Below are 26,227 nucleotides of genomic sequence, written 5' to 3'. Positions count from 1 at the left end.
GTGCATTCTGCCGCGTCCGTCACCCGGACGCGGCAACCGGCCCGGTTCCGCGCGCGCCGCGCGGCGTCCCCGGGTTCAGTCCTTGCCGACGAGATCGGCGGGGAAGGCGCCCGCGCCCGCGGCGGCGGCCAGGAAACCGCGGCCCAGCTCGGTGAGGCGCTCCACGCCGGCCGCGCCGAGGTGCTCGTACGGGGCGGCGTCCAGGCGGTCCGTCGTCTCCTCCAGCTCCTCCCGCAGCCGCTTGCCGGACTCCGTCAGCTCGCCGTCCGCGTCGAGGTACCCGCGCTCGCGCAGCCGCTCCCGGGCGGTCTCCCAGTCGGAGCGGTTCCAGCCCCGGCTGCCGAGGACCCAGCGCGGTGTCATGCCCTTGCCGGTGGCGGTGTGGGAGACCAGCGCCTCGACCGGGTCGAGGCCCGCGGTGAGCAGGGCCGTCAGGTGCCCGTCGCCGCGGTGCTCGCGCAGCAGGGTCGCGGCGTGCCAGTAGGCGAGGTGCGGCGCCGCGGGGACCGGCAGGTCGGCGTTGGCGGAGTACAGCGGCCGGGCGTGCCGGGTACAGGCCTCGGCGGCCCGCAGGGCGAGCACGGCGGCCTCGGCCATCTCGGGGGAGGCGACGGCCTCCTCGCCGAGCAGCCGGCGCAGGGTGGCGTCGACGGCCCGCAGCCGGGCGTCGAGGACGGCGGCGGGGGCGGCGGTCTCCCAGACGGCGGGCAGGTGCCGGTCGAGGAGCTCCCAGCGGTAGTTGTAGAAGGTCGCGGCGACCGTGCCGGCGCCGACGGCGCCGAGCGGGGCGCTGCGGGCGGCGAGCCGCATGGCGGCGGGGTCGGCGAGGCCGAGGGCCCCGAACTCCCGGTCCAGGTCGGGGGAGAAGTACAGCGTCGAGTGGAACGGGTTCAGGGCGTTGTGGCAGCGGCGCCCGGCCCGCGGCGGCAGAGAGGTCGTCATGGCACCAGAACCTAACCGACTGCTTGGTACGGAGGGAACGGGTCCCCGGTCCACGGCCCGCCCGGATGGCAGGAAAGGTGGGGTGGCCGTCCTTGCGGCCGTCCCGGCCGGTCCGAAGGATGGAGGCATGACCCAGCGTCCCGTCCTCGTCGTCCTCTTCGACGGCGTGCAGAGCCTCGACGTCACCGGTCCCGTCGAGGTGTTCCACGGTGCCCAGTGGGCCTCGGGCGCCGCGCGGGACCCCTACCCGATCCGTACCGCCTCCCCGGGCGGCGGACCGGTCCGCACCTCCAGCGGCCTGCGCATCCTGCCCGACACCTCCCTGGAGGAGGCCGTCGCCGACGGGCCGCCGCACACCCTGATCGTGCCCGGCGGCGAGGGCACCCGGGGCGTCGACCCGGCCCTCGTCGACTGGCTGCGCGCCCACGGGCCGCGCGTCGAGCGGCTGGTCTCGGTCTGCACCGGGGCGCTGCGGCTGGCCGAGGCGGGGCTCCTCGACGGGCACCGGGCCACCACCCACTGGATCGCCTGCGAGCACCTCGCCCGCCGCCATCCCGAGGTCGAGGTCGACCCCGACCCGATCTTCGTCAGGGACGGCCGGATCGCGACCTCCGCCGGGGTCACCGCCGGCATCGACCTGGCGCTCGCGCTGGTGGAGGAGGACCTGGGCCGGGAGGCGGCCCTCGCCATCGCCAGGATGCTGGTGGTCTTCCTCCGCCGCCCCGGCAACCAGGCGCAGTTCAGCGCCCAGCTCGCCGCCCAGACCGCGCGCCGCGAACCGCTGCGCGACGTCCAGGCGTGGATCGCCGAGCACCCGGACGGGGACCTGTCGGTGGAGCGGCTCGCCGCCCGCGCCCGGCTCTCGCCCCGCCACTTCGCCCGCGCCTTCCACGCCGAGACCGGCGTCACCCCGGGCCGTTACGTCGACCGGATCCGCCTCGAACACGCCCGCAGGCTCCTGGAGGAGACCACGCGCGGCGTCGAGGAGGTGTCCCGGGCCGCCGGCTACGGCACCCCGGAGGCGATGCGCCGCGCCTTCGTGAAGGCGCTGGACACCGCCCCCGCCGACTACCGCCGCCGCTTCCACGCACCCGTCACCGGACCCGTCACCGCACCCGTCAGCTGAGAGGGATCACACCCATGCAGATCGCCGTCCTGCTCTTCGAGGGCTTCACCACGCTCGACGCCGTCGGCCCGTACGAGATCCTGTCCCGCCTCCCCGGCGCGCAGACCGTCCTCGTCGCCAAGCAGCCCGGTCCCGTCCGCAACGACCAGGGCAGCCTCGCGCTCGTCGCCGACAAGGCCCTCGCCGACGTCCCGCACCCGGACATCGTCCTGGTCCCGGGCGGACCGGAGACCCGCACCGCCATGAACGACCCGGAGATCCAGGAGTGGCTGCGCACCGCCGACGCCACCAGCACCTGGACCACCTCGGTCTGCACCGGCTCGCTGATCCTCGGCGGCGCCGGGCTGCTCGACGGCCGCCGCGCGACCACGCACTGGCTGGCCTACGAGGAGCTGCGCGCGCTCGGCGCCGAACCCACCGGCGAGCGGGTCGTCTTCGACGGCAAGTACGTGACGGCCGCCGGCGTCTCCTCCGGCATCGACATGGGGCTGCACCTGCTCGGCCGGATCGCCGGCGACGAGGCCGCGATGACCGTCCAGCTGCTCACCGAGTACGACCCCCAGCCGCCGTACGACGCGGGCTCGCCGCTGAAGGCCCCCGCCCACCTGGTGGCGCAGTGGCGCGACACCCGGACCGAGGACCTGCCCCAGGGCTGAGCCTCAGAGGCCGTACGTGAAGCGGGGCGCCCGGCGCTCCAGGAAGGCGGCGACACCCTCGGCGGTGTCGCCGCTGCCGTGCGCCTGCGCCGTCCAGTGGGCGTCCCGGTCGAGCCGGCCGTCGGCGAACTCCTTGGCCGCGGCCTGGGTGAGCAGCGAGCGGGAGGCGAGGATCCGGCAGAACTCCCCGACCCGCTTCGCCAGCTCGCCCGCCGGGTGCACCTCGTCCACGAAGCCGGTCCGCAGCGCCCGCTCGCTGTCGATGAGTTCGCCGGAGAAGAGCAGGTACTTGGCGGTGGCGGGGCCCACCAGGGCGGTGAGGCGCCGGGTGGACGACGAGGGGTAGACGATGCCGAGCTTCGCCGGGGTGATCCCGAAGCGGCTGCCCTCGGCGGCGAAGCGCAGGTCGCAGGCGCCGGCGAGCTGGCTGCCGCCGCCGACGCAGTAGCCGCGGACGGCGGCGAGGGTCGGCTTGGGGAAGGCGGCGAGCGCCTCCTCGGCGCGGACCGCGAGCGCCTGCTGCTCGTCGCCCGGCTCGCGCAGCGTCGTGATGTCGGCGCCGGCGCAGAAGGTGTCGCCCGCGCCGGTCAGCACCAGGACCCGGACCGCGGGGTCGGCGGCGAGGCGGTCGAGGACGGCGGGCAGCGACCGCCACATCCCCGCCGTCATGGCGTTCCGCTTGGCGGGGTTGCTGATGACGAGGGTCGCCACCCCGTCCGTGACGGTGTCGACGAGCTGCGGCCCCACGGGCTCCACGGTCTCCATGGGCCGGATGCTATCCACCGGTCCCGACCGTACGATCGGGAAGGGGTCGTCAGGCAGCCGCGAGGAGGCACGATGGCCAAGGAGAACCGGGACGAGGGCCTCGATCCCGTGCAGGAGATGGCCCGCGAGGGGAAGAAGCTCGGGCGGAGCTTCGGCTGGCTGGCCGCGCTCGGCGTGATCCTCGTGATCTGCGGCGTGGTCGGCCTGGTCTACACCGGGGTCGCCACCCTGACGTCCATGTGGCTCTTCGGCTGGCTGCTGCTCGTCGGCGGCCTGGTGGGCCTCCTCCAGGCGTACGGGTCCCGGGGCACCAGCTACTTCTGGCTGGCGGCGGTGGTCGCGGCGGTGAACCTCGCGGCCGGCTGCGTGGTGCTCCGTCACCCGGAGGGCACCGCCGAGGCGCTGACGATGTTCGCGGCCCTGCTCTTCCTCACCGGCGGGGTGTTCCGGCTGGTCGGCAGCGTCGTGACGCGCGGCCCGCAGTTCGGCTGGACGCTGCTCCAGGGCGCCTTCGGGGTGCTCCTGGGCGTGCTGGTGCTCTTCGACTGGCCGGACAGCAGCCGGTACGTCATCGGCTGCTTCTTCTCGCTGGCGCTGCTCTTCGACGGCCTGGGGCTGATCGCGATCGGTGTCGGCGGCCGGAGGATCGTCGGCATGGTCACCCCGAAGCCGGAACCGGCCGCTGCGGCGCCTCCGGTGACTCCCCCCGATATCGCACAGGATCAGTCGGGCAAGTGACGTCGGCGTGCGACATCGATCAGAAGGTGGCCGATAGGTGTCGACTTCTGGTCAGTAGGTCGGGATGCCCCTGCGGATTGCCAAGACTCCCATTGTGGCGAGAATCGAGCACGAGGGTGGGAACCGGACCATGGAGACCCGCGGAGGTGTCCCCGCCCGGCCACCGTCCTACGAAGGAGTCTGGCGCTTCACCGCTCCCGCGGTCGACGTCTCCGTCCCCCAGGCCCGGCACGCGGTACGCGACCTGCTGGCCCGCCAGGGAGTTCCGGTCCACGAGGACATCAGGCACGGGCTGTTGCTGATCGTTTCCGAGCTGGTCACCAACGCGGTGCGGCACGCGGCGCTGCTCTCCCCGGAGATAGCGGTCGAGGTGGCCATCGGGCCGGAGTGGGTCCGGGTGTCCGTCGAGGACAACCACCCCTACCGGCCCAAGGCCCTGGAGGCGGACTACGGCCAGACCGGCGGCCGGGGGCTGCTCCTGGTGAAGGAGATCGCCCTGGAGACGGGCGGCGCCTGCGACGTCGAGCACACCGCGGGCGGCGGCAAGATCATCTGGGCGGCGCTGCCCCTGGCCCCGATGGCACCGGGGCCGGGGACGGCGGAGGGCCGGGTCACCAGCCCCCGGCAGGACCCGTCAGCTCCCTGATCGCCGGACGCGCCGCGTCGAGCACCGTCATGAACCAGGCGGAGAACGGCGCGGCCGCGTGCCGCTCGGCCAGCTCGGCCGGGGTGACGAAGGCGTAGTCCTCGATCTCCTCCGGGTCCGGCCGCGGGGCGGCCTGCACCAGGCCGACGAAGAGGTGGTTGAACTCCTGCTCCACCAGGCCCGAGGCCGGGTCCGGGTGGTTGTAGCGGACGGTGCCGGCCTCGCCCATCAGGGTGGGGGAGACGCCGAGCTCCTCGAAGGTGCGCCGTGCGGCCGCCGCGAAGGGAGCCTCGCCCGGGTAGGGGTGCCCGCAGCAGGTGTTGGACCAGACGCCGGGGGAGTGGTACTTGCCGAGCGCCCGGCGCTGGAGCAGCAGCCGGCCCTCCTCGTCGAAGAGGAAGACCGAGAAGGCGCGGTGCAGCTGCCCGGGGGCCTGGTGGGCGGCGAGCTTCTCCGCCGTACCGATGGTGTTCCCGGCCTCGTCGACCAGTTCCAGCATGATCGGCTCCGGGGTGGCGGACGGCTCCCTGCCGTCCGACGCGAGCTGAGACGCAAGCCCCGGCGCGATCTCGGCCGTGGTGCCCTGTGTGGTCGGCATACCCATCCTTCGCTTCGGTCCTCGGCCCCTGGGGGCGCACCCAGTCTGCCGTACAAAAGCGGCTTGTCCGCACTTCGGCGGCCGGAGCCCGCCGCTCCCACCGCACCGGAGTACACCGGCGCGGGGGAGCGGCGGGCGTGACGGAGGACCGTCAGGGGCAGGTCAGACGCCGAAAGCCGCCGGATAGGCGATCGTGCCCGGCGGAACGGGCCCGGAACCGTCCAGGACCAGCGCCATCATCGCTTCGTCCGGAACGTCGAAACCTGGCTTGATTCCATACTCGGACGCCCGTGCGAAGCCGAACCGCGGGTAGTACTCCGGATGGCCCAGCACCAGCACCAGCCGCTCGCCCGCGAGGCGCGCCGCGTCGAGCACCGCCCGGGTGACGGCCTGCCCGGCACCGGTGCGCTGGTGCTCCGGCGCCACCGATACCGGCGCGAGCGCCGCCGCCGGCGCCCCGTCCACCCGGCAGCGGGTGATCAGCGCGTGCGCGGCGACCGAGCCGTCCGGGGCCTCGGCGACCACCGAGAGCCCCGGCAGCCAGGCGTCCGGGTCGGCGCGCAGGGCGTCGACGAGCTCGGCCTCGGCCGGCGACCCGAAGGCCGCCGCGGTCACCTCCCGCACGGCCGCGTGGTCGGACTCCCGCTCGGGGCGGGTGGGCCAGCGGGGGTCGGCCGGGCGGAGCACCAGGCCCGCGTAGCCGTAGTCGCCGCCGTGGTCGCGGCGGAGCGCGATCTCCGCCCGGGCGCCCGCCACCGCCTCGGCCATGCCGGGCACGGAGGTGTCGGCGGCGTCGGCGTGGGCGGCCAGCGGGACGTAGTACTCGTCCCAGTCGCCCTCGGGCTGGGTGAAGGCGCCGAGCACGTGGTACCCGGCCCCGACCGCGACGGCGGCGAGCTCGCCGACCGTACGGAGCGGATAGTGCGCGTCCCAGAAGGCGCGGGCCTCCGGGGCGGGCGCGCCGGTGGTCCACACGCACTCCGTGAGGACCAGCGTCCCGCCCGGCGCGAGCAGCCGGCGCCACTCGGCCAGCGCCCGGTCGAAGCCGAGCACGAAGACCGAGCTCTCGGCCCAGACCAGGTCGAAGGAGCCGTCGGGGAAGGGCAGCGCGCCCATGTCGCCGCGGACCGCGCGGACCGAGTCGGTGAGACCGCGGGCGGCGGCGGCCGCCCGCAGCTCGTCGAGGAACGGCTCGTGGGTGTCGACGGCGGTCACCTCGGCGCCCGCCTCGGCGGCCAGGAGCAGCGCGGAGCGGCCCGGGCCGCAGCCCAGGTCGAGCACGCGCGGACGCTCCGGCAGCCTCCCCGCGAGCGCGAGGAGACGACGGGTGGTGGCGTCGGAGCCCGGACCCTGCCGCGGAAGGCCGTGGTGCAGGGCGAAGAAGGCGTCGTGGGACGCGGAAGTGTTCTGGATGTCGTTGTCGGACAACGTGGAAACCCTTGGTGTGAAAGGGCTCCGGCCGACGACGTGACGGACCGGTGGAAGAACCGGGATCAGGTCAGCCGGAGACCCGGGAGCTGAAGCTGGACCGGGTGCGGCCGCGGACGGCGGCCTCCATCGCGACGGTCATCAACCTCAGCTCCTCTCACGCACGAGTTCGTACGACGAGCGTAACAGCCGGGCCCCCCGCCCTCACAGGCACAGCTTCGCCTCGTGCTGCGCGTGCCCGGCCGGCTCCAGCTGGAAGGTGCAGTGCTCCACGTCGAAGTGGTCGCCCAGGCAGCCCTGGAGGTCGTGCAGCATCTTCTCGTGGCCGACCGAGTCCAGCGCCCCCGCGTCCACGACCACGTGGGCGGAGAGGACCGGCATCCCGGAGGTGATCGTCCAGGCGTGCAGGTCGTGCACGTCCTCGACGCCCGGCAGCGCCAGGATGTGCGCCCGCACCTCCGCCATGTCCACGCCCTTGGGGGCCGCCTCCAGGAGCACGTCCAGGGTCTCGCGCAGCAGCTTGACCGTGCGCGGCACGATCATCAGGCCGATGACGAGGGAGGCGATCGGGTCGGCGTACTGCCAGCCGGTCGCCAGGATGATCGTCGCGGAGATGATCACGGTCACCGAGCCGAGCGCGTCGGCGAGGACCTCCAGATAGGCGCCCCGGACGTTCAGGCTCTCCTTCTGCCCGCGCATCAGCAGGGACAGCGAGACGACGTTGGCCACCAGGCCGACGACGGCGAAGGCGATGGCGAGCCCGCCCTTGGTCTCGGCCGGCTCCATGAACCGCTGGACCGCCTCGTACAGCACGTACCCGCCGACGCCGAGCAGCAGCAGGCAGTTGGCGAGCGCCGCCAGGATCTCCGCGCGGGCGAAGCCGAACGTGCGGTTCCCGGACGGCGGGCGGTTGGCGAAGTGGATCGCGAGCAGCGCCATCGCGAGCCCGATCGCGTCGGTCGCCATGTGCGCCGCGTCGGCGATCAGCGCGAGCGAGTCGGCGACGACGCCGCCGACGATCTCGACCACCATCACGGAGAGCGTGATCCCGAGCGCGATCCGCAACCGGCTGCGGTACGCGGCCCCCGCCGTACCCGTCGGCGGCGGGCCTCCGTGGCTGTGCCCGTGGCTGTGCCCGTGGTCGTGTCCAGCCCCCATGACATGGCCTCCCAAGTCCTGATCCGTCGGTGCCCCGATTCGCCAGTGAACTACGGGTGGGGGGTATGTGCAACACGGTACTGAACACCGTTGTCATTGCTCTGACCTGCGACGATGCCATCCGGTCCGGGATTCGTACGATCACCTGCCGGAATGCCGTCCGGGTGGTCCCCGGCACCGGTTTGGAGGGCGGGCCGCCGATCCCCGATGATGATCGCGCGGAGCGCGGCGCACCCCGGCGGCGGAGGGCGGACCGGGGGGCGTCCGGCGTGCGAAGCCTCGGTGAACTCACGCTCCGTCGATCCGATAGCCTCAGCCGACGTGCCGCCGCCCGGTGCCGGGGCGCACCGCCACGCCCGGGGCCGACAGGCCCCGTCGGCCCTCTGCCCGTTCCAAGGAGTGAGTTCGTCTGTCGACCGCCATCCTCACCGGCCCGCCGGCACCCGGATCCTCGCTCGACGGTGATCTGCGGTCGCTCGGCTTCCACGTCCGATGGGCCACCGGCGCCGAGGAGGCCCGTACCCTCCTGGCCGCCGTCCCCGCGGGCGAGCGCGTCGCCCTCGTCGACTCCCGCTTCGTCGGGCACCGCCACGCCCTGCGGCTCGCGCTGACCGACCCCCGCTTCCCGGCCGCCGCCGTGCCCGGGGCGCTCTCCGCGCAGCCCGAGGCCCGCCCGGCCCTGGTCCGCGCGCTGGCCGCCGCGCCCGCGCCGACCGCCCCGGCCGCCCCCGCGCCGGACCCCGACCTCACCGACACCGTCGCCGGCGCCCTCGACGCCGACGGCGTCGCCGTGCACCGGCCCGCGCTCGGCACCCTCGTCGCCGCCGTCCCCACCGACGCCGCGGCCCGCCACGAGGCCCGCGCCGCCGTGGACGCCGTCGACGACGAGGCCGTCCGCCTCCGCTCCGCCGTGAAGGCCCACGACGGCTTCTTCACCACCTTCTTCATCAGCCCCTACTCGCGGTACATCGCCCGCTGGTGCGCCCGCCGGGGGCTGACCCCCAACCAGGTCACCACCGCCTCGCTGCTCACCGCCCTGATCGCGGCCGGCTGCGCGGCCACCGGGGAGCGCGGCGGCTACATCGCCGCCGGCGTGCTGCTGCTCGTCTCCTTCGTCCTGGACTGCACCGACGGGCAGCTCGCCCGGTACGCGCTCAAGTACTCGACGATGGGCGCCTGGCTCGACGCCACCTTCGACCGGGCCAAGGAATACGCCTTCTACGCCGGTCTCGCCCTCGGCGCCGCACGCGACGGCGACGACGTGTGGACGCTCGCGCTCGCCGCCATGGTCCTCATGACCTGCCGGCACGTCGTCGACTTCTCGTTCAACGAGTCCAACGTCGCCGACTCGGCCGCCGCGGGCTCCACCGCCAGGACCAGCCTGGCCCTGTCCAGCAAGCTCGACGGCGTCGGCTGGACGGTCTGGGCCCGCCGCATGATCATCCTGCCGATCGGCGAGCGCTGGGCGATGATCGCCGTCCTCACCGCCGCCACCAGCCCCCGGATCGTCTTCTGGGCGCTGATCGCCGGCTGTGCCTTCGCCGCCTGCTACACCACGGCCGGCCGGCTGCTGCGCTCGGTCAAGCGCCGCGGGCCGCGCACCGACCGCGCCGCCCGGGCCCTCGCCGACCTCGCCGACTCCGGCCCGATCGCGCTCGCGGTCGCCCGGATCGTCCGCCGCCTGCCCGCGCCCGCCCCGGTCGCCGCGCTGCTCGGCGCCGCCCTGATGATCTCCGTCGCGGCCACCGCCCCGGTCGGGAGCTGGGCCACCGTCGGCGCCGCCGGCGGCTACGCGGTCCTCGCCGGGTTCGCCGTCGCCCGCCCCCTCAAGGGCGCCCTCGACTGGTTCGTCCCGCCGTTCTTCCGCGCCGCCGAGTACACCACCGTGCTGCTGCTCGCCGCCCGCTCGGACGTGCCGCAGGCCGTCCCCGCGGCGTTCGGCCTGGTCGCGGCGGTCGCCTACCATCACTACGACACGGTGTACCGCATCCGCGGCGGCACCGGCGCGCCGCCCGCCTGGCTGGTGCGCGTCACCGGCGGACACGAGGGGCGCACGCTCCTGGTGACCGTCCTCGCCGCCCTCCTGGTGGACCGCGGCGACGACTTCACCCTGGCGCTGACCGCCCTGGCGGGCGCGCTCGCCCTCGTGGTGCTCGTGGAGTCCATCCGCTTCTGGGTCTCCTCCGGAGCGCCCGCTGTTCATGACGAAGGAGAAACAGCATGATCGGCCTCGTTCTGGCAGCCGGTGCCGGACGGCGACTGCGCCCGTACACCGACACCCTCCCGAAGGCCCTCGTGCCCGTGGACGGCGACACGACCGTCCTCGACCTCACGCTGAAGAACTTCGCCGAGGTCGGCCTCACCGAGGCCGCGATCGTCGTCGGCTACCGCAAGGAGGCCGTGTACGCCCGCAAGGCGGAGCTGGAGGCGACGTACGGCCTCACCCTCACCCTGATCGACAACGACAAGGCCGAGGAGTGGAACAACGCCTACTCCCTGTGGTGCGCCCGTGAGGTCCTGAAGCGCGGCGTGATCCTCGCCAACGGCGACACCGTCCACCCGGTCTCCGTCGAGAAGACGCTGCTCGCCGCCCGCGGCGAGGGCAGGAGGATCATCCTCGCCCTCGACACGGTGAAGTCGCTCGCCGACGAGGAGATGAAGGTCGTCGCCGCCGAGGGCGCCGGCGTCCGGAAGATCACGAAGCTGATGGACCCGGCCGACGCGACCGGCGAGTACATCGGCGTCACCCTCATCGAGCCCGAGGCCGCCGAGGAGCTCGCCGACGCCCTGAAGGCCACCTTCGAGCGCGACCCCGACCTCTACTACGAGGACGGCTACCAGGAGCTCGTGAACCGCGGCTTCACCGTCGACGTGGAGCCCATCGGCGAGGTCTCCTGGGTCGAGATCGACAACCACGACGATCTCGCCAAGGGCCGGGAGATCGCGTGCCGGTACTGACCCGACTGATCCCGTCGCCGGTCGTCGTCGACATCCGCCGGGGCGCGCTGGAGGGACTCTCCGCGCTCATGGCGGACGAGAGGATCTCCAGCAGCGGCAAGATCGCCGTCGCCATCAGCGGCGGGTCGGGGCTCAGGCTGCGCGACCGGTTCGCCGCCGAGCTGCCCGGTGCCGACTGGTACACCGTCGCCGGCGGCACGATCGACGCGGCCGTCGAGCTGGCCGACGCCATGCGCGGCAAGCGGTACGACGCCGTGGTCGCGCTCGGCGGCGGCAAGATCATCGACGTGACGAAGTACGCGGCGGCCCGGGTCGGGCTGCCGCTGGTGGCCATCGCCACCAACCTCTCGCACGACGGCCTGTGCTCGCCGGTGTCCACCCTGGACAACGACAACGGCCGCGGCTCCTACGGGGTGCCCACCCCCATCGCGCTCGTCATCGACCTCGACGTGATCAGGGACGCCCCCGTCCGCTTCGTCCGCTCCGGCATCGGCGACGCGGTCTCCAACCTCTCCGCCCTCGCGGACTGGGAGCTCTCCCACCGCGAGACCGGCGAGAAGATCGACGGCCTGGCCGCCGCCATGGCCCGCAGCGCGGGCGAGGCGGTGCTCCGGCACCCGGGCGGAGTCGGCGACGACGACTTCCTCGTGACCCTCTCCGAGGGGCTGGTGATGTCCGGCATCGCCATGTCCATCAGCGGCGACACCCGGCCCTCCTCGGGCGCCTGCCACGAGATCAGCCACGCCTTCGACCTGCTGTACCCGGCCCGCGCGGCCAGCCACGGCGAGCAATGCGGCCTCGGCGCGGCCTTCGCGATGCACCTGCGCGGGGCCCGCGACGACTCCCTCGCGATCGTGGAGACCCTGCGCCGGCACGGCCTTCCGGTGCGGCCGGAGGAGATGGGCTTCACGGTCGACGAGTTCGTGCGGGCGGTCGACTTCGCCCCGCAGACCCGGCCGGGCCGCTTCACCATCCTGGAACACCTCGACCTCTCCACCGAACAGATCAGGGACGCGTACGCCGACTATGCCCAAGCCATCGGTAGCTGAACTCCGCCCCGTCGTCCACCCGCCGGGCGTCAAGGACCGGCGGAGCGGCGAGCACTGGGGCGGCCGCCTCTACATGCGGGAGATCTCCCTCCGGATCACCCGCCAGCTGGCGGACACCAAGGTCACGCCCAACCAGCTGACCTATCTGATGACGCTCTTCGGCGTGCTCGCCGCCCCGGCGCTGCTGCTGCCCGGGATCTGGGGCGCCGTCCTCGGCGTCGTCGCCGTGCAGATGTACCTGCTGCTCGACTGCGTCGACGGCGAGCTGGCCCGCTGGAAGAAGCAGTACTCGCTGGCCGGCGTCTACCTGGACCGGGTCGGTGCCTACCTGTGCGACGCCGCCGTCCTCGTCGGCTTCGGCCTGCGCGCCGCCGACCTGTGGGGCGAGGGCCGGATCGACTGGCTGTGGGCCTTCCTCGGCACCCTGGCCGCGCTCGGCGCCATCCTGATCAAGGCGGAGACCGACCTGGTCGGCGTCGCCCGCCACCAGAACGGCATGCCCCCGGTCAAGGAGGCCGCCTCGGAGCCCCGCTCCTCCGGCATGGCGCTGGCCCGCCGGGCCGCCGGCGCGCTCAAGTTCCACCGGCTGATCCTCGGCATCGAGGCCTCGCTCCTGATCCTGGTCCTCGCCATCGTCGACCAGGCGCGCGGCGACCTGTTCTTCTCCCGGCTCGGCGTCGCGGTCCTCGCGGGCATCGCGCTCCTCCAGACCGTGCTGCACCTCGTCTCGATCATGGTGTCCAGCCGCCTGAAGTGAGCGGGGGCCGGCCGGGACTCCCGCGTCACCGGCCGGCCACCGCAATGGCGTACGGTGTGGCAACCCCGATGACTCGCCGAGTCGCCACACCGGCCGTCCGACATCGTGGTAATCCGACGAGCCGCACATCTTGAACACGAAAGTTTCGACTGTGAGTGACATTCACCAGGGCGGGGCGGTCGCGATGAGCGCGCCCCCGTCCTCCGTCGACGAGGGCCTGGCGCCGGGCGACCTCGCCGCCAAGTACGGTCTGTCGGTCAGCGGCGCCCGACCCGGACTGTTCGAGTACATCCGTGAGCTGTGGAGCCGCCGCCACTTCATCCTGGCGTTCTCCTCGGCGAAGCTGACCGCCCAGTACAGCCAGGCCAAGCTCGGCCAGGTCTGGCAGGTGGCGACCCCGCTCCTCAACGCGTTCGTCTACTACCTGATCTTCGGGCTGATCCTGGACGCGGGCCGCGGCATGAGCAAGGAGGTCTACATCCCCTTCCTCGTGACCGGCATCTTCGTGTTCACGTTCACGCAGAACTCGGTCATGGCGGGCGTCCGCGCGATCTCGGGCAACCTCGGCCTCGTCCGCGCCCTGCACTTCCCGCGCGCCACGCTCCCGATCAGCTTCTCGCTCCAGCAGCTCCAGCAGCTGCTGTTCTCGATGGTCGTGCTCGCCGCCGTCGCGATCGCCTTCGGCAGCTACCCCTCGCTCAGCTGGCTGCTGCTGGTCCCGGCGCTCCTGCTGCAGTTCGTGTTCAACATCGGCCTCGCGATGATCATGGCCAGGATGGGCGCCAAGACCCCCGACCTCGCCCAGCTGATGCCCTTCGTCATGCGGACCTGGCTGTACGCCTCGGGCGTCATGTTCTCGATCCCCGTGATGCTCGCGGACAAGCCGGCCTGGATCGCGGACATCCTCATGTACAACCCGGCGGCGGTCTACATGGACCTGGTCCGCTTCGCGCTCATCGACGGCTACGCGGCCTCGAACCTGCCCGCCCACGTCTGGGCCACCGCCCTCGGCTGGGCGCTGCTCTTCGGCATCGGCGGCTTCGTCTACTTCTGGAAGGCTGAGGAGAGGTACGGCCGTGGCTGACACCCCCCAGAACCCCCTGGCGCCCACCGTCATCTGCGAGGACGTCCACATCGTCTACCGGGTCAACACCGGGGGCGGCGGCAAGGGCAGCGCCACCGCGGCCCTCAGCCGGATCGTCGGCAAGGGCAAGGCCGAGGTCACCCGCGGCGTCCGCAAGGTGCACGCCGTCCGCGGCGTCACCTTCACCGCCTACCGCGGCGAGGCCATCGGCCTCATCGGCACCAACGGCTCCGGCAAGTCCACCCTGCTGCGCGCCATCGCCGGCCTGCTCCCCACCGAGAGCGGCAAGGTCTACACCGACGGCCAGCCCTCGCTCCTCGGCGTCAACGCGGCCCTGATGAACGACCTCACCGGCGAGCGCAACGTCATCCTCGGCGGCCTCGCCATGGGCATGAGCCGCGAGGAGGTCCACACGCGGTATCAGGACATCGTCGACTTCTCCGGGATCAACGAGAAGGGCGACTTCATCAGCCTGCCGATGCGCACCTACTCCTCCGGCATGGGCGCCCGGCTCCGCTTCGCCATCGCGGCCGCCAAGAACCACGACGTGCTCCTCATCGACGAGGCGCTCGCCACCGGTGACCGCAAGTTCCAGATCCGGTCCGAGGCCCGCATCCGCGAGCTGCGCAAGGAGGCCGGCACGGTCTTCCTGGTCAGCCACAGCAACAAGTCGATCCGGGACACCTGCGACCGGGTGCTCTGGCTGGAGAAGGGCCAGCTCCTGATGGACGGCCCGACCGACGAGGTCCTCAAGGCGTACGAGCGCGAGACCGCCCGCTAGGCGACGCGAGCCCGGCACGATCCGGAAGAGACGGCCCAGGGGCCCGTCCCGGTTCCCCGCCGCACCCGCGCACAGCGCCCCCGCCCCACCGGCGGGGGCGCTTCCGGTTTTCGCCGGTCCCGCCCCCGCCTGGAATGTTCATACGGTCAACATCGGGCAGGATGAGCCCATGGCAGGGATCTCGGGCGGAAACAACTACCACCACGGCGACCTGCGCAACGCCCTGATCTGCGCGGCCGTCGACCTCGCCACCGAAGGCGGCCCCGAGAGGGTCGTCCTGCGCGAGGCGGCCCGCCGGGTCGGCGTCTCGCCCACCGCCGCCTACCGGCACTTCGACGGACGCGGCGAACTGCTCCGCACCGTCCGCGCCCACGCCAGGGCCCGGCTCGCCGAGGCCATGGAGCGGGCCGCCGCCCGTGAGCCCGGCGCCGACGAGCCCGCGCTCGCCGCCGAGCGCCGGCTCGCCGCCCTCTGCCGCGGCTACGTCGGCTTCGCCCTCGACCACCCCGGCCTCTACCGCGCCGCCTTCGGCACCGTCCGCCCCGCCGCCGGGGAGGCGCCGGCCTGCGCCCCCGCGCCCCCGGAGCCCGAGATCCGGGCCTTCACCCTCCTCCGGGAGACCCTGGAGACGCTCGACCGCAGCGGCGGGCGCCGCCCTTCCGCAGGCGCCGCCGCGTGGTCGGCCGTGCACGGCCTCTCGCTGCTCCTCCTGGAAGGCCCGCTCCGCCGGCTCCCCGCCCGGCGCCGCGACGACGTCGTCGAGACCACCCTCGCCATGGTCGTCTCCGGAGCCCGCGCCCGCTGACCTCCGGCGGCCCGTGTCATCGCCACAGGTCAGCCCGGCCGGCGCGGCCCCGCGCGGCGGCAGACCCCCCGAATGGCGACATCCCTCGTACAACGTAAGCTGTACCGGTCCGATCCACACCGCCCATGGCGCCCCCCGGGAGCGCCCGGCGGGCGCGTGCTCCGTGCGCGGCGGCGTGTCCGAAATAGGATGGATTGGATCGGCAGTGTAGAACGGGAGATATGACGGCCATGACGCAGAATCTCCAGCTTCACGTGGGTGTCGCCGTCCCCGCGCCGGGCGCCGCCCGGTGACGGCTCCCCGGCACGTGCGCGCCGAGGACCCCTCGCGCACCACACTCGGCAAGGCCGCGGACGAGAACTTCCCCGTGGCCCCCTTCTTCCTGCCCCGTGACTGGCGCGACGACCTCATGGCCGTCTACGGCTACGCCCGCCTCGTCGACGACATCGGCGACGGCGACGCCGCCCCCGGCGCGACCGGCCCCTTCGGCCTCGGATCCGACGCCGGCCCGCTCGCCCTCCTCGACGCCCTGGAGGAGGACCTCCACCGGGTGTTCGACGGGACCCCCCGCCACCCGCTGCTGCGCGCCCTCCAGCCCACGGTGCGGCGCCGCGGCCTCACCCCCGGCCCGTTCCTCGGCCTGATCCAGGCCAACCGCCAGGACCAGCTGGTCGGCCGGTACGAGACGTACGACGACCTCCTCGCGTACTGCGAGCTCTCGGCCAACCCCGTCGGCCGGCTCGTCCTCGGCATCACCGGCACCGAGACGCCCGAGCGGATCCGCCGTTCCGACGAGATCTGCACCGCACTCCAGATCGTCGAGCACCTCCAGGACGTCGCCGAGGACCTCGGCCGCGACCGGATCTACCTCCCCGCCGAGGACCTCAAGCGGTTCCACGTCACCGAGGAGGAGCTGGCCCGGCCCACCGCCGGATCCGCCGTGCGCTCCCTCGTCGCCTTCCAGGCCGAACGCGCCCGCGCCCTGCTGCACGCGGGCAGCCCGCTCGTCGGCAGCGTCCACGGCCGGCTGCGGCTGCTGCTCGCCGGCTTCACCGCCGGCGGACTCGCCGCGCTCGACGCCATCGCCGACGCCGGCTTCGACGTCCTCGCCGGACCGCCGAAGCCCACCAGGCCGAGCCTGGCGCGCCAGGTCGGAGCGGTCCTGCTCCGGGCCCGCTCCGAGGGGGGAACATGACCGTCGAGGACACGACCGTCCAGCCGTCCGCGCCGGTACAGGCCGCGTACAGCTACTGCGAGGCCGTCACCGGACAGCAGGCCCGCAACTTCGCCTACGGGATCCGTCTGCTGCCCGCCGACAAGCGGCAGGCCATGTCGGCCCTGTACGCCTTCTCCCGGCGGGTCGACGACATCGGCGACGGCACGCTGGCCCCCGAGGAGAAGCACGAGCGCCTGGAGGCCACCCGGGTGCTGCTCGACCGGGTCCGCAAGGGCGACGTCGCCGAGGACGACACCGACCCCGTCGCGGTCGCCCTCGCCGATTCGGCCCGCCGCTTCCCGATCCCCCTCGAAGGGCTCGACGAGCTGATCGACGGCGTCCTCATGGACGTCCGCGGCGCCACCTACCGCACCTGGGACGAGCTCAAGGTCTACTGCCGGTGCGTCGCCGGCGCCATCGGCCGGCTCTCCCTCGGCGTCTTCGGCGCCAAGGCCGGCGCCGAAGAGTCCGAGCGGGCCGCCGAGTACGCCGACACCCTCGGCCTCGCGCTCCAGCTCACCAACATCCTGCGCGACGTCCGCGAGGACGCCGCCAACGGCCGCACCTACCTGCCCGCCGAGGACCTCGCCCGCTTCGGCTGCGAGGACGGCTTCGGCGCCCGGACCCTGCCGGCCGGCGCCGACTTCGCCGGGCTCGTCCACTTCGAGGTCCGCCGCGCCCGCGCCCTCTTCGTCGAGGGCTACCGGCTGCTGCCGATGCTCGACCGGCGCAGCGGCGCCTGCGTCGCCGCCATGGCCGGCATCTACCGCCGGCTCCTCGACCGCATCGAGCGCGACCCCGACGCCGTGCTCCGCGGCCGGGTCTCGCTGCCCGGCCCCGAGAAGGCCTACGTCGCCGTCCGCGGCCTCTCCGGCCTCGACGCCCGCCACATCGCCCGCCGCACCGCGAGGAGGCCCGCCTGATGGCCCCCACCGGCACCCCCGGCCCCACCCCAGGGACACCCACCGCCGTCGTCGTCGGCGGGGGGATCGCCGGGGTCACCGCGGCGATCCGGCTCGCCGAGGCGGGGGTCGCGGTCACGCTGCTCGAAGGGCGGCCCCGGCTCGGGGGGCTCGCCTTCTCCTTCCGGCGGGGCGAGCTGACCGTCGACAACGGCCAGCACGTGTACCTGCGCTGCTGCACCGCCTACCGCTGGTTCCTCGACCGCGTCGACGGCGCCCGGCTCGCGCCCCTCCAGGACCGGCTCGACGTGCCCGTCCTCGACGTCGCGCACCCGCGCGGGCCCCGGCTCGGACGGATCCGGCGCGACCCGCTGCCGGTCCCCTTCCACCTGGCCCGCAGCCTCGCCACGTACCCCCACCTCTCGCTCGCCGAGCGGGCCTCCGTCGGCCGCGCCGCGCTCGCCCTCAAGAAGCTCGACCCCGCCGATCCGGCCCTCGACGGCATCGACTTCGCCACCTGGCTCGGCCGGCACGGCCAGTCGCCCCGCGCCATCGAGGCCCTCTGGGACCTCGTCGGCATCCCCACCCTCAACGCCCCCGCCCCCGACGCCTCCATGGGGCTCGCCGCCATGGTCTTCAAGACCGGGCTGCTCACCGACCCCGGCGCCGCCGACATCGGCTGGGCCCACGTGCCGCTCGGCCACCTCCACGACACCCTCGCCGGCAAGACCCTCGACGGACTCGGCGTCCGGACCCTGCTGCGCACCAAGGCCGAGCGGATCACCCGCGCCGACGACGGCCGCTGGGCCGTGGACGTGCCCGGCGAGCGCCTCGACGCCGACGCCGTCGTCCTCGCCGTGCCCCAGCCCGAGACCCACGGCCTGCTCCCCGAGGACGCCCTCGACGACGTCGACCGGCTCCTCGACATCGGCACCGCGCCCATCCTCGACCTGCACGTCGTCTACGACCGCAAGGTCCTGAAGCGGCCCTTCTTCACCGCCCTCGGCTCCCCGGTCCAGTGGGTCTTCGACCGCACCGAGGCCTCCGGACTCACCGGCCCCGGCCAGTACCTGGCCGTCTCGCAGTCCGCCGCCCACGACGAGATCGACACCCCCGTCGCCGCGCTCCGCGAGCGCTACCTCCCGGAGCTGGAGCGGCTGCTGCCGGCCGCCCGGGGCGCCGGGGTCCGCGACTTCTTCGTCACCCGCGAGCGGACCGCCACCTTCGCCCCCACACCCGGCGTCGGGCGCCTCCGCCCCGGCGCCCGCACCCGTGCGCCCGGCCTCTACCTGGCCGGCGCCTGGACCGCCACCGGCTGGCCCGCGACCATGGAGGGTGCCGTCCGAAGCGGCTTCAGCGCCGCCGGCGCCGCGCTCTCCGCCTTCGGCCGCCGCCACGACCATCCGCTGCAGGAGGCGGCATGAGTGTGATCACAGGAACCAGAGGAGAGACCGTGCCGACCGTGCCCCCGGGGACCCCGGCCGTCGACACCGCGGACGTCAGCGCCCTGCTGGAGAGGGGGCGGACCCTGTCCACCCCCGTCATGCGGGCGGCCGTCGGCCGTCTCGCATCGCCCATGGACACCGTCGCCGCCTACCACTTCGGCTGGATCGACGCCGAGGGCAACCCCACCGACGCCGACAGCGGCAAGGCCGTGCGCCCCGCGCTCGCCCTGCTCTCCGCCGAGGCCGCCGGCGCCGTGCCCGAGGTCGGTCTCCCCGGAGCCGTCGCCGTCGAGCTCGTCCACAACTTCTCGCTGCTGCACGACGACCTGATGGACGGCGACGAGCAGCGCCGCCACCGCGACACCGTGTGGAAGGTGTTCGGCCCGGCCCAGGCGATCCTCGTCGGCGACGCCCTCTCCGCCCTCGCCAACGAAGTCCTCCTGGAGCTCGGCACCGCCGAGGCCGGCCGCGCCACCCGCCGGCTGACCACCGCCAACCGCAAGCTCATCGACGGCCAGGCCCAGGACATCTCCTACGAGCACCGCGACCGGGTCAGCGTCGAGGAGTGCCTGGAGATGGAGGGCAACAAGACCGGCGCCCTCCTCGCCTGCGCCGTCTCCATCGGCGCCGTCCTCGGCGGCGCCGACGACCGCACCGCCGACAAGCTGGAGGAGTACGGCTACCACCTCGGCCTCGCCTTCCAGGCCGTCGACGACCTCCTCGGCATCTGGGGCGACCCGGACGCCACCGGCAAGCAGACCTGGAGCGACCTGCGGCAGCGGAAGAAGTCGCTGCCCGTCGTCGCCGCCCTCGCGGCCGGCGGAGAGGCGTCCGAGCGGCTCGGCCGGCTCCTCGCCCAGGACGCCGAGTCCCCTGATTTCGACTCCTTCACCGAGGAGGACTTCGCCTACCGCGCCGCCCTCATCGAGGAGGCCGGCGGCCGCGAGTGGACCGCCGGGGAGGCCCGCCGCCAGCACGCGATCGCGCTGCGCGCCCTCGACGAGGTGGACATGCCCGCCCGGGTGCGCGACCAGCTGATCGCCCTCGCCGACTTCGTCGTCGTACGGAAGAAATGACCACCCACAGCCAGATATGAGTGCGCAGTCGCCGGCCGGTGCCACCCGCACCGGCCGACGGCAGACCCGCAGGAGCAGAAGGAACCGACTGCCACGAAGGGGAAGCCATGACAGCGACGACCGACGGAAACGCCGGGGCTCTCGGCCCCCTCGCGCCCGCGGCCAGCACCACTTCACCGCACACCGCCGTCCCACCCGCGCGCCTCGACGAGGCCGCCGCCCGCGCCGTCCGCGCGGCCACCGACCACCTCCTCGCCCGCCAGGCCCCCGAGGGCTGGTGGAAGGGCGACCTGGAGACCAACGTCACCATGGACGCCGAGGACCTCCTGCTCCGCCGCTTCCTCGGCATCTCCGACCCCGACACCACCGCGGCCGCCGCCCGGCACATCCGGAGCCGGCAGTACGAGGACGGCACCTGGCCGACCTTCCACGGCGGGCCCGCCGACCTCTCCGCGACCGTCGAGGCGTACGTCGCCCTCCGGCTCGCCGGGGACCGGCCCGAGGCCCCGCACATGGCCCGCGCCGCCGCCTGGATCAGGGCCGAGGGCGGGATCGCCGCCGCCCGCGTCTTCACCCGGATCTGGCTCGCGCTCTTCGGCTGGTGGCGCTGGGAGGACCTGCCCGAGCTGCCGCCCGAGCTGATGTTCCTGCCGAAGTGGTTCCCGCTGAACATCTACGACTTCGGCTGCTGGGCCCGGCAGACCATCGTGCCGCTCACCGTCGTCTCGGCGAAGCGCCCGGTCCGCCCGGCGCCCTTCCCCCTCGACGAGCTGCACACCGACCCCGACCGGCCGGCGCCGAAGCGCCCGCTCGCCCCGCTCACCGGCTGGGACGGCCTCTTCCAGCGCCTCGACCAGGCGCTGCACGTCTACCACCGCTTCGCCCCGCGCGGACTGCGCCGGGCGGCCATGAACACCGCGGCCCGCTGGATCGTCGAACGCCAGGAGAACGACGGCTGCTGGGGCGGCATCCAGCCGCCCGCCGTCTACTCGGTGATCGCCCTCCACCTCCTCGGCTACGACCTGGAGCACCCGGTCATGCGGGCCGGCCTGGAGTCCCTGGACCGGTTCGCCGTCTGGCGCGAGGAGCCCGAGGGCCCGGTCCGCATGGTCGAGGCCTGCCAGTCCCCGGTCTGGGACACCTGCCTCGCCACCATCGCCCTCGCCGACGCCGGCCTGCCCGCCGACCACCCGGCGCTGGTGAAGGCCGCCGACTGGATGCTCGACGAGGAGATCACCAAGGCCGGGGACTGGGCCGTCCGCCGGCCCGGACTCCCGCCCGGCGGCTGGGCGTTCGAGTTCCACAACGACAACTACCCCGACATCGACGACACCGCCGAGGTGATCCTGGCCCTGCGCCGGGTCCGCCACCCCGACCCCGCCCGGGTCGACGCGGCCGTCGCCCGTGCCGCCCGCTGGACCGCCGGCATGCAGTCCGGCAATGGCGCCTGGGCCGCCTTCGACGCCGACAACACGGGCGTTTTGCCCAACAAACTCCCTTTCTGCGACTTCGGTGAGGTCATCGACCCCCCCTCCGCCGACGTCACCGCCCACGTCGTGGAGATGCTCGCCTGGGAAGGCCGGGCCGCCGACCCGCGCGCCCGTCGGGGCATCGACTGGCTCCTCGCCGAACAGGAGCCGAACGGAGCCTGGTTCGGCCGCTGGGGCGTCAACTACGTCTACGGCACCGGCTCGGTGCTCCCCGCCCTCACCGCCGCCGGACTCCCCGCCTCCCACCCGGCGATCCGCCGGGCCGTCGCCTGGCTCGCCGCCGCGCAGAACCCGGACGGCGGCTGGGGCGAGGACCTCCGCTCGTACGACGACCGCTCCTGGATCGGCCGCGGCACCTCCACCGCCTCCCAGACGGCCTGGGCGCTGATCGCCCTCCTCGCCGCCGGGGAGCGCGACTCCGAGAGCGCCCGGCGGGGCGTGGCCTGGCTGGTGGAGACCCAGCGCGAGGACGGCTCCTGGGACGAGCCGTACTTCACCGGCACCGGCTTCCCCTGGGACTTCTCCATCAACTACCACCTCTACCGGCAGGTCTTCCCGCTCACCGCGCTCGGCCGGTACGTGCACGGCGAGCCCGCCCCCGGCGGGAGCCCGTGAGGGAGCGCGGCCGTCCTCCGGGGGAGTCGGAGGCGGCCGTCCCGCCGCTCCTCGTCGCCTGCGCCCTCGGCATCGAGCGCTTCGCCCTGCGCGGCGGCGGCGAGCGCGGCGGGGCGCCGGGACCGGTCCGGGTGGTGCGCACGGGCATGGGGCCCGCCCACGCCGCCCGCGGGGTCGAGCGGGCCCTCGCCCGCGAGGGCTGGGGCGGCGCCGCCGTCATCGCCTCCGGCTTCTGCGCCGGACTCGCCCCCGGGATGCACCCCGGCGACCTGGTCGTCGCCGAGGAGACCCGCGGCCCGGACGGCGCCCTCGCCTGCGAGGGCACCGACCTGCTCGTCAAGGCGCTCGCCCGGGCGGTGCCCGGGCGGACCGTGCACACCGGTCCGCTCACCGGCTCCGACCACGTGGTGCGGGGCCCCGAGCGGGCCGCGCTGGCGGCCGGCGGGGCGATCGCCGTCGACATGGAGTCCGCCGCCACCCTGCGTACCGCCCGGGCCGCCGGACCCCGCCCGCTTGCGGCCGTACGGGTGGTCGTGGACGCCCCCGAACACGAACTGGTCCGGATCGGCACGGTACGCGGGGGAATATCGGCCTTCCGCGTCCTCCGTGCCGTCCTTCCCGCTTTCTTCGAATGGCACCGTTCTCTGCTGCTCCCCAGGAGGTGAGCCGGTCATGGCCATGCCGCTCCGTCAGTCCGTCCGGGTCGGGACCTATCTCTTCGAACAGAAGCTCCGCAAGCGGGACAAGTTCCCCCTGATCGTCGAACTGGAGCCGCTCTACGCCTGCAACCTCAAGTGCGAGGGCTGCGGCAAGATCCAGCACCCGGCCGGCGTCCTCAAGCAGCGGATGCCGGTCGCCCAGGCGGTCGGCGCCGTCCTGGAGTCCGGCGCCCCGATGGTCTCCATCGCCGGCGGCGAACCCCTGATGCACCCCCAGATCCACGAGATCGTCCGCCAGCTGGTCGCCCGCCGGAAATACGTCTTCCTGTGCACCAACGCGATGCTGCTGCGCAAGAAGCTCGACAATTTCACCCCCTCCCCGTACTTCGCCTTCGCCGTGCACATCGACGGACTGCGTGAACGCCACGACGAATCCGTCGCCAAGGAAGGCGTCTTCGACGAGGCCGTGGCGGCGATCAAGGAGGCCAAGCGGCGCGGATTCCGGGTCACCACCAATTCGACCTTCTTCAACACCGACACCCCGCAGACCATCATCGAGGTACTGAATTTCCTCAACGACGACCTCCAGGTCGACGAAATGATGATCTCGCCCGCCTATGCCTACGAGAAGGCACCCGACCAGGAACACTTCCTCGGCGTCGAACAGACCAGGGAACTCTTCAAGAAGGCCTTCGCCGGCGGCAACCGCCGCCGCTGGCGCCTCAACCACTCGCCGCTCTTCCTCGACTTCCTCGAAGGAAAGGCCGACTTCCCCTGCACCGCCTGGGCGATCCCCAACTACTCCCTCTTCGGGTGGCAGCGCCCCTGCTATCTGATGAGCGACGGCTACGTCCCCACCTACCGCGAACTCGTCGAGGAGACCGACTGGGACAAGTACGGCCGCGGCAAGGACCCGCGCTGCGCCAACTGCATGGCGCACTGCGGCTACGAACCCACCGCCGTGCTCGCCACCATGGGCTCCCTCAAGGAGTCGCTGCGCGCGGTCCGCGAGACCGTCCAGGGGAGCTGAGGGGCGGGCCATGAGCGACGGGTTCGACCTGCGGGCGCTGCTCGCCGAACGCGGCGGCGAGCGGTACGAGCTGCACGCCCGGTACCTCAACCCGCAGCTGCCGCGGATGCTGCACACCATCGGCTTCGACAAGGTCTACGAGCGGGCCGCCGGCGCCCACTTCTGGGACGCCGACGGCAACGACCACCTCGACATGCTCGCCGGCTTCGGCGTCATGGGCCTCGGCCGGCACCACCCCGTCGTCCGCGGGGCCCTGCACGACGTCCTCGACGCGGACCTCCCCGACCTCACCCGCTTCGACTGCCCGCCGCTGCCCGGACTCCTCGCCGAGCGGCTGCTCGCCCACAGCCCCCACCTCGACCGGGTCTTCTTCGGCAACAGCGGCACCGAGGCCGTCGAGACCGCGCTGAAGTTCGCCCGGTACGCCACCGGCCGGCCGAGGATCGTCTACTGCGACCACGCCTTCCACGGCCTCACCACCGGCGCCCTGTCCGTCAACGGCGAGCAGGGCTTCCGGGCCGGCTTCGACCCGCTGCTCCCGGACACGGCGATCGCCCTCGGCGACCTCGCCGCCCTGGAGCGCGAGCTCCGCAAGGGGGACGTGGCCGGCTTCGTGGTCGAGCCGATCCAGGGCAAGGGCGTCCACGAGGCACCGCCCGGCTTCCTCGCCGCCGCCCAGGAGCTGCTCCGCCGGCACGGGGCGCTGCTGATCGCCGACGAGGTGCAGACCGGCCTTGGCAGGACCGGCGACTTCTACGCCTACCAGCACGAGGACGGCGTCGAGCCGGACCTGGTGTGCGTGGCGAAGGCGCTCTCCGGCGGATACGTGCCGGTCGGCGCCACCCTCGGCAAGGACTGGATCTTCAAGAAGGTCTACTCGTCCATGGACCGGGTCCTGGTCCACTCGGCGAGCTTCGGCTCCAACGCCCAGGCGATGGCCGCCGGGCTCGCGGTCCTCTCGGTGATGGAGACCGAGGGGACGGTGGCGCACGTGCGGCGGGTCGGCGGCCTCCTGAAGGCCCGCCTGGAGGAGCTCGTGCCCCGCTACGAGCTGCTGCACGCGGTCAGGGGCCGGGGGCTGATGATCGGCATCGAGTTCGGCCGGCCGAGCTCGCTGGCGCTGCGCGGCCGGTGGGCGATGCTCCAGACGGCCCGCAAGGGGCTCTTCGCGCAGATGGTCGTGGTCCCGCTGCTCCAGCGGCACCGGATCCTCACCCAGGTCTCCGGGGACCACCTGGAGGTGATCAAGCTGATCCCGCCGCTGGTGATCGACGAGGCGGACGTGGACCGCTTCGTCACCGCCTTCACGGCGGTCATGGAGGACGCCCACGGCGGTGGCGGGCTGCTGTGGGACTTCGGGAAGACGCTGGTCAGGCAGGCGGTCGCGCAGCGCTGAGCCGGGCTCTCCCCGGGTTTTTGCCTCTGAGGCAAGAAACTTGCCTCAGAGGCATGTTCCTGGCGGAATGGACGCATGGACCACGTCCCCCGGGGCTCCACCCCGGAAACCGCCGCCCCCGAGCTCGTGCCCGACGTCGCCCCGCAGCTGCGGGCGCTGCGTCGGCGCCGGGGGCTCACCCTGGAGGCGGCCGCCCAGCGCGCCGGGCTGTCCCCGGCGCACCTCTCGCGGCTCGAGACCGGGAACCGGCAGCCCTCGCTGCCGATGCTCCTCGCCCTCGCCCGTATCTACGGTACGACGGTCGCCGAGCTGCTGGGCGAGACCCCGCCCGAACGCGACCCGGTGGTCCGGGCCGACCGCTCCGAACCGGTCGAGGCCGACGGCTGGATCTACCGGCAGGCGGGCGGCGCGGGCCGGGCCATGCAGTGCCTGCGCGTCCACGTGCCCTACGCCACCCGGGCCGACATCGTGCGCGTCCACCCCGGCGAGGAGTGGCTGCACGTGCTCGAAGGGCAGGTCCGGCTCGCGCTCGGCGACGCCGTGCACCTGCTCGGCCCCGGGGACAGCGCGCACTTCGACTCGCTCACCCCGCACCGGATCGGCGCGGCCGGCCGCGCCGGTGCCGAGGTGCTCTTCGTCCACACGCTCCTGCAGAGCCCCGCCGCCGAGCTGTGCCTGGGCGGCGGCACCCCGCACTCCCGCTGAGCCCGAAAGGCTGGTCGACATGTCCGACAAGTCAGTGAATTCCGCCCCGGTCACCGGTGAGGAGCGCGGCGAGGGGAAGTTCCCCAAGGGGCTGGTGCTCCGCCTCTTCGCCTACCTGATCGCCGGTCACCTCTTCGCCGGCTTCCTCTACCTGCTCTTCATGCTGGGCGGGCAGAACCAGTGACCGGGCGGGAGGGCCCGC

At 73.6% G+C, this 26,227-nt stretch carries 26 protein-coding genes; 21 read left to right on the top strand and 5 right to left on the bottom strand.

The features are described from left to right. Positions 1–75 precede the first annotated feature (75 nt). On the bottom strand, positions 76–942 hold the full coding sequence (locus tag AB0E19_RS05565; RefSeq protein WP_362173671.1) for a hypothetical protein: 867 nt from the start codon (positions 940–942) through the stop codon (positions 76–78). 127 nt (positions 943–1,069) lie between these two features. Here AB0E19_RS05565 and AB0E19_RS05560 point away from each other — a divergent pair, with 127 nt between their 5' ends. Together AB0E19_RS05560 and AB0E19_RS05555 are read left to right on the top strand one after the other, a co-directional pair. After that, the gene (locus tag AB0E19_RS05560) at positions 1,070–2,068 is read left to right on the top strand and encodes a GlxA family transcriptional regulator (protein WP_362173668.1); all 999 of its coding nucleotides are present in this window, start codon (positions 1,070–1,072) and stop codon (positions 2,066–2,068) included. A gap of 14 nt (positions 2,069–2,082) precedes the next feature. Beyond that, positions 2,083–2,724, top strand: a complete 642-nt coding sequence (locus AB0E19_RS05555; RefSeq protein WP_362173665.1) for a DJ-1/PfpI family protein — start codon at positions 2,083–2,085, stop codon at positions 2,722–2,724. A 3-nt stretch (positions 2,725–2,727) separates the two neighbouring features. Here AB0E19_RS05555 and AB0E19_RS05550 read toward each other — a convergent pair whose 3' ends face one another. Then, positions 2,728–3,489: an enoyl-CoA hydratase/isomerase family protein gene (locus AB0E19_RS05550; RefSeq protein WP_362173662.1), complete on the bottom strand. Its 762-nt coding sequence runs from the start codon at positions 3,487–3,489 to the stop codon at positions 2,728–2,730. A gap of 72 nt (positions 3,490–3,561) precedes the next feature. Here AB0E19_RS05550 and AB0E19_RS05545 point away from each other — a divergent pair, with 72 nt between their 5' ends. Both AB0E19_RS05545 and AB0E19_RS05540 read left to right on the top strand, forming a co-directional pair. After that, complete coding sequence (locus AB0E19_RS05545) at positions 3,562–4,227, top strand: DUF308 domain-containing protein (protein ID WP_362173659.1); 666 nt, start codon at positions 3,562–3,564, stop codon at positions 4,225–4,227. A gap of 130 nt (positions 4,228–4,357) precedes the next feature. Further along, entirely contained in the window at positions 4,358–4,873 is a 516-nt protein-coding gene (locus tag AB0E19_RS05540; RefSeq protein WP_362173656.1) for an ATP-binding protein, read from the top strand. On the opposite strand, the gene idi is transcribed toward AB0E19_RS05540, so the two are convergent. The 3 genes from idi to AB0E19_RS05525 form a co-directional block, all read right to left on the bottom strand. Beyond that, positions 4,839–5,372, bottom strand: a complete 534-nt coding sequence (idi, locus tag AB0E19_RS05535) for an isopentenyl-diphosphate Delta-isomerase (protein ID WP_362173820.1) — start codon at positions 5,370–5,372, stop codon at positions 4,839–4,841. The genes AB0E19_RS05540 and idi overlap by 35 nt on opposite strands. A 261-nt stretch (positions 5,373–5,633) precedes the next feature. After that, on the bottom strand, positions 5,634–6,899 hold the full coding sequence (locus tag AB0E19_RS05530) for a bifunctional class I SAM-dependent methyltransferase/N-acetyltransferase (RefSeq protein ID WP_362173653.1): 1,266 nt from the start codon (positions 6,897–6,899) through the stop codon (positions 5,634–5,636). 204 nt (positions 6,900–7,103) lie between these two features. Then, on the bottom strand, positions 7,104–8,057 hold the full coding sequence (locus tag AB0E19_RS05525) for a cation diffusion facilitator family transporter (protein WP_362173650.1): 954 nt from the start codon (positions 8,055–8,057) through the stop codon (positions 7,104–7,106). Between the two features lie 409 nt (positions 8,058–8,466). On the opposite strand from AB0E19_RS05525, the gene AB0E19_RS05520 reads away from it, so the two are divergent. The 17 genes from AB0E19_RS05520 to AB0E19_RS05440 all read left to right on the top strand — a co-directional run bounded on the left by AB0E19_RS05520 (position 8,467) and on the right by AB0E19_RS05440 (position 26,209). Then, the gene (locus AB0E19_RS05520) at positions 8,467–10,281 is read left to right on the top strand and encodes a DUF5941 domain-containing protein (protein WP_362173818.1); all 1,815 of its coding nucleotides are present in this window, start codon (positions 8,467–8,469) and stop codon (positions 10,279–10,281) included. After that, positions 10,278–11,015, top strand: coding sequence for a phosphocholine cytidylyltransferase family protein (locus tag AB0E19_RS05515; protein WP_351105465.1), 738 nt, complete (start codon positions 10,278–10,280; stop codon positions 11,013–11,015). Before AB0E19_RS05520 ends, AB0E19_RS05515 begins: the two co-directional genes overlap by 4 nt. After that, positions 11,003–12,064, top strand: coding sequence for an iron-containing alcohol dehydrogenase family protein (locus tag AB0E19_RS05510; protein WP_360609371.1), 1,062 nt, complete (start codon positions 11,003–11,005; stop codon positions 12,062–12,064). The genes AB0E19_RS05515 and AB0E19_RS05510 overlap by 13 nt, the downstream gene beginning before the upstream one ends. Further along, entirely contained in the window at positions 12,042–12,821 is a 780-nt protein-coding gene (locus AB0E19_RS05505) for a CDP-alcohol phosphatidyltransferase family protein (protein WP_362173645.1), read from the top strand. The genes AB0E19_RS05510 and AB0E19_RS05505 overlap by 23 nt, the downstream gene beginning before the upstream one ends. Before the next feature lie 184 nt (positions 12,822–13,005). Continuing rightward, positions 13,006–13,905, top strand: a complete 900-nt coding sequence (locus AB0E19_RS05500) for an ABC transporter permease (RefSeq protein WP_362173815.1) — start codon at positions 13,006–13,008, stop codon at positions 13,903–13,905. Next, the gene (locus tag AB0E19_RS05495) at positions 13,898–14,686 is read left to right on the top strand and encodes an ABC transporter ATP-binding protein (RefSeq protein WP_362173642.1); all 789 of its coding nucleotides are present in this window, start codon (positions 13,898–13,900) and stop codon (positions 14,684–14,686) included. Before AB0E19_RS05500 ends, AB0E19_RS05495 begins: the two co-directional genes overlap by 8 nt. A 169-nt stretch (positions 14,687–14,855) precedes the next feature. Continuing rightward, positions 14,856–15,491 (top strand): TetR/AcrR family transcriptional regulator, encoded by a 636-nt coding sequence (locus tag AB0E19_RS05490; RefSeq protein WP_362173639.1) that lies wholly within the window; start codon positions 14,856–14,858, stop codon positions 15,489–15,491. Positions 15,492–15,780: 289 nt separating this feature from the next. Beyond that, a complete protein-coding gene (gene hpnC, locus AB0E19_RS05485; RefSeq protein ID WP_362173636.1) occupies positions 15,781–16,686 on the top strand; it encodes a squalene synthase HpnC in 906 nt (301 codons plus the stop codon). Continuing rightward, positions 16,683–17,630: a presqualene diphosphate synthase HpnD gene (hpnD, locus tag AB0E19_RS05480; protein ID WP_362173633.1), complete on the top strand. Its 948-nt coding sequence runs from the start codon at positions 16,683–16,685 to the stop codon at positions 17,628–17,630. The genes hpnC and hpnD overlap by 4 nt, the downstream gene beginning before the upstream one ends. Then, the gene (hpnE, locus tag AB0E19_RS05475) at positions 17,630–19,033 is read left to right on the top strand and encodes a hydroxysqualene dehydroxylase HpnE (protein WP_362173630.1); all 1,404 of its coding nucleotides are present in this window, start codon (positions 17,630–17,632) and stop codon (positions 19,031–19,033) included. Before hpnD ends, hpnE begins: the two co-directional genes overlap by 1 nt. Further along, a complete protein-coding gene (locus AB0E19_RS05470; protein ID WP_362173627.1) occupies positions 19,030–20,130 on the top strand; it encodes a polyprenyl synthetase family protein in 1,101 nt (366 codons plus the stop codon). The genes hpnE and AB0E19_RS05470 overlap by 4 nt, the downstream gene beginning before the upstream one ends. Before the next feature lie 107 nt (positions 20,131–20,237). After that, positions 20,238–22,235 (top strand): squalene--hopene cyclase, encoded by a 1,998-nt coding sequence (shc, locus tag AB0E19_RS05465; RefSeq protein WP_362173623.1) that lies wholly within the window; start codon positions 20,238–20,240, stop codon positions 22,233–22,235. Then, entirely contained in the window at positions 22,232–22,900 is a 669-nt protein-coding gene (locus AB0E19_RS05460; RefSeq protein WP_362173620.1) for a 1-hydroxy-2-methyl-2-butenyl 4-diphosphate reductase, read from the top strand. Before shc ends, AB0E19_RS05460 begins: the two co-directional genes overlap by 4 nt. Positions 22,901–22,907: 7 nt before the next feature. Further along, positions 22,908–23,924 (top strand): adenosyl-hopene transferase HpnH, encoded by a 1,017-nt coding sequence (gene hpnH, locus AB0E19_RS05455; RefSeq protein WP_362173617.1) that lies wholly within the window; start codon positions 22,908–22,910, stop codon positions 23,922–23,924. Between the two features lie 10 nt (positions 23,925–23,934). Next, complete coding sequence (locus tag AB0E19_RS05450; protein ID WP_362173614.1) at positions 23,935–25,320, top strand: aspartate aminotransferase family protein; 1,386 nt, start codon at positions 23,935–23,937, stop codon at positions 25,318–25,320. 75 nt (positions 25,321–25,395) lie between these two features. Next, positions 25,396–26,025 carry a helix-turn-helix domain-containing protein gene (locus AB0E19_RS05445; protein ID WP_362173611.1) on the top strand — a complete coding sequence of 210 codons (630 nt, stop codon included), beginning with the start codon at positions 25,396–25,398 and terminating at the stop codon, positions 26,023–26,025. Between the two features lie 19 nt (positions 26,026–26,044). Continuing rightward, positions 26,045–26,209 carry a DUF6126 family protein gene (locus AB0E19_RS05440; RefSeq protein ID WP_189848334.1) on the top strand — a complete coding sequence of 55 codons (165 nt, stop codon included), beginning with the start codon at positions 26,045–26,047 and terminating at the stop codon, positions 26,207–26,209. The last annotated feature ends 18 nt before the right edge of the window (positions 26,210–26,227 follow it).

Source organism: Streptomyces sp. NPDC047974 (genome assembly GCF_040653375.1).
Taxonomy (GTDB): Bacteria; Actinomycetota; Actinomycetes; order Streptomycetales; family Streptomycetaceae; genus Streptomyces.
The sequence above is the reverse complement of the archived record's forward strand: the minus strand, read 5'-3'. Positions and strand labels throughout refer to the sequence as shown.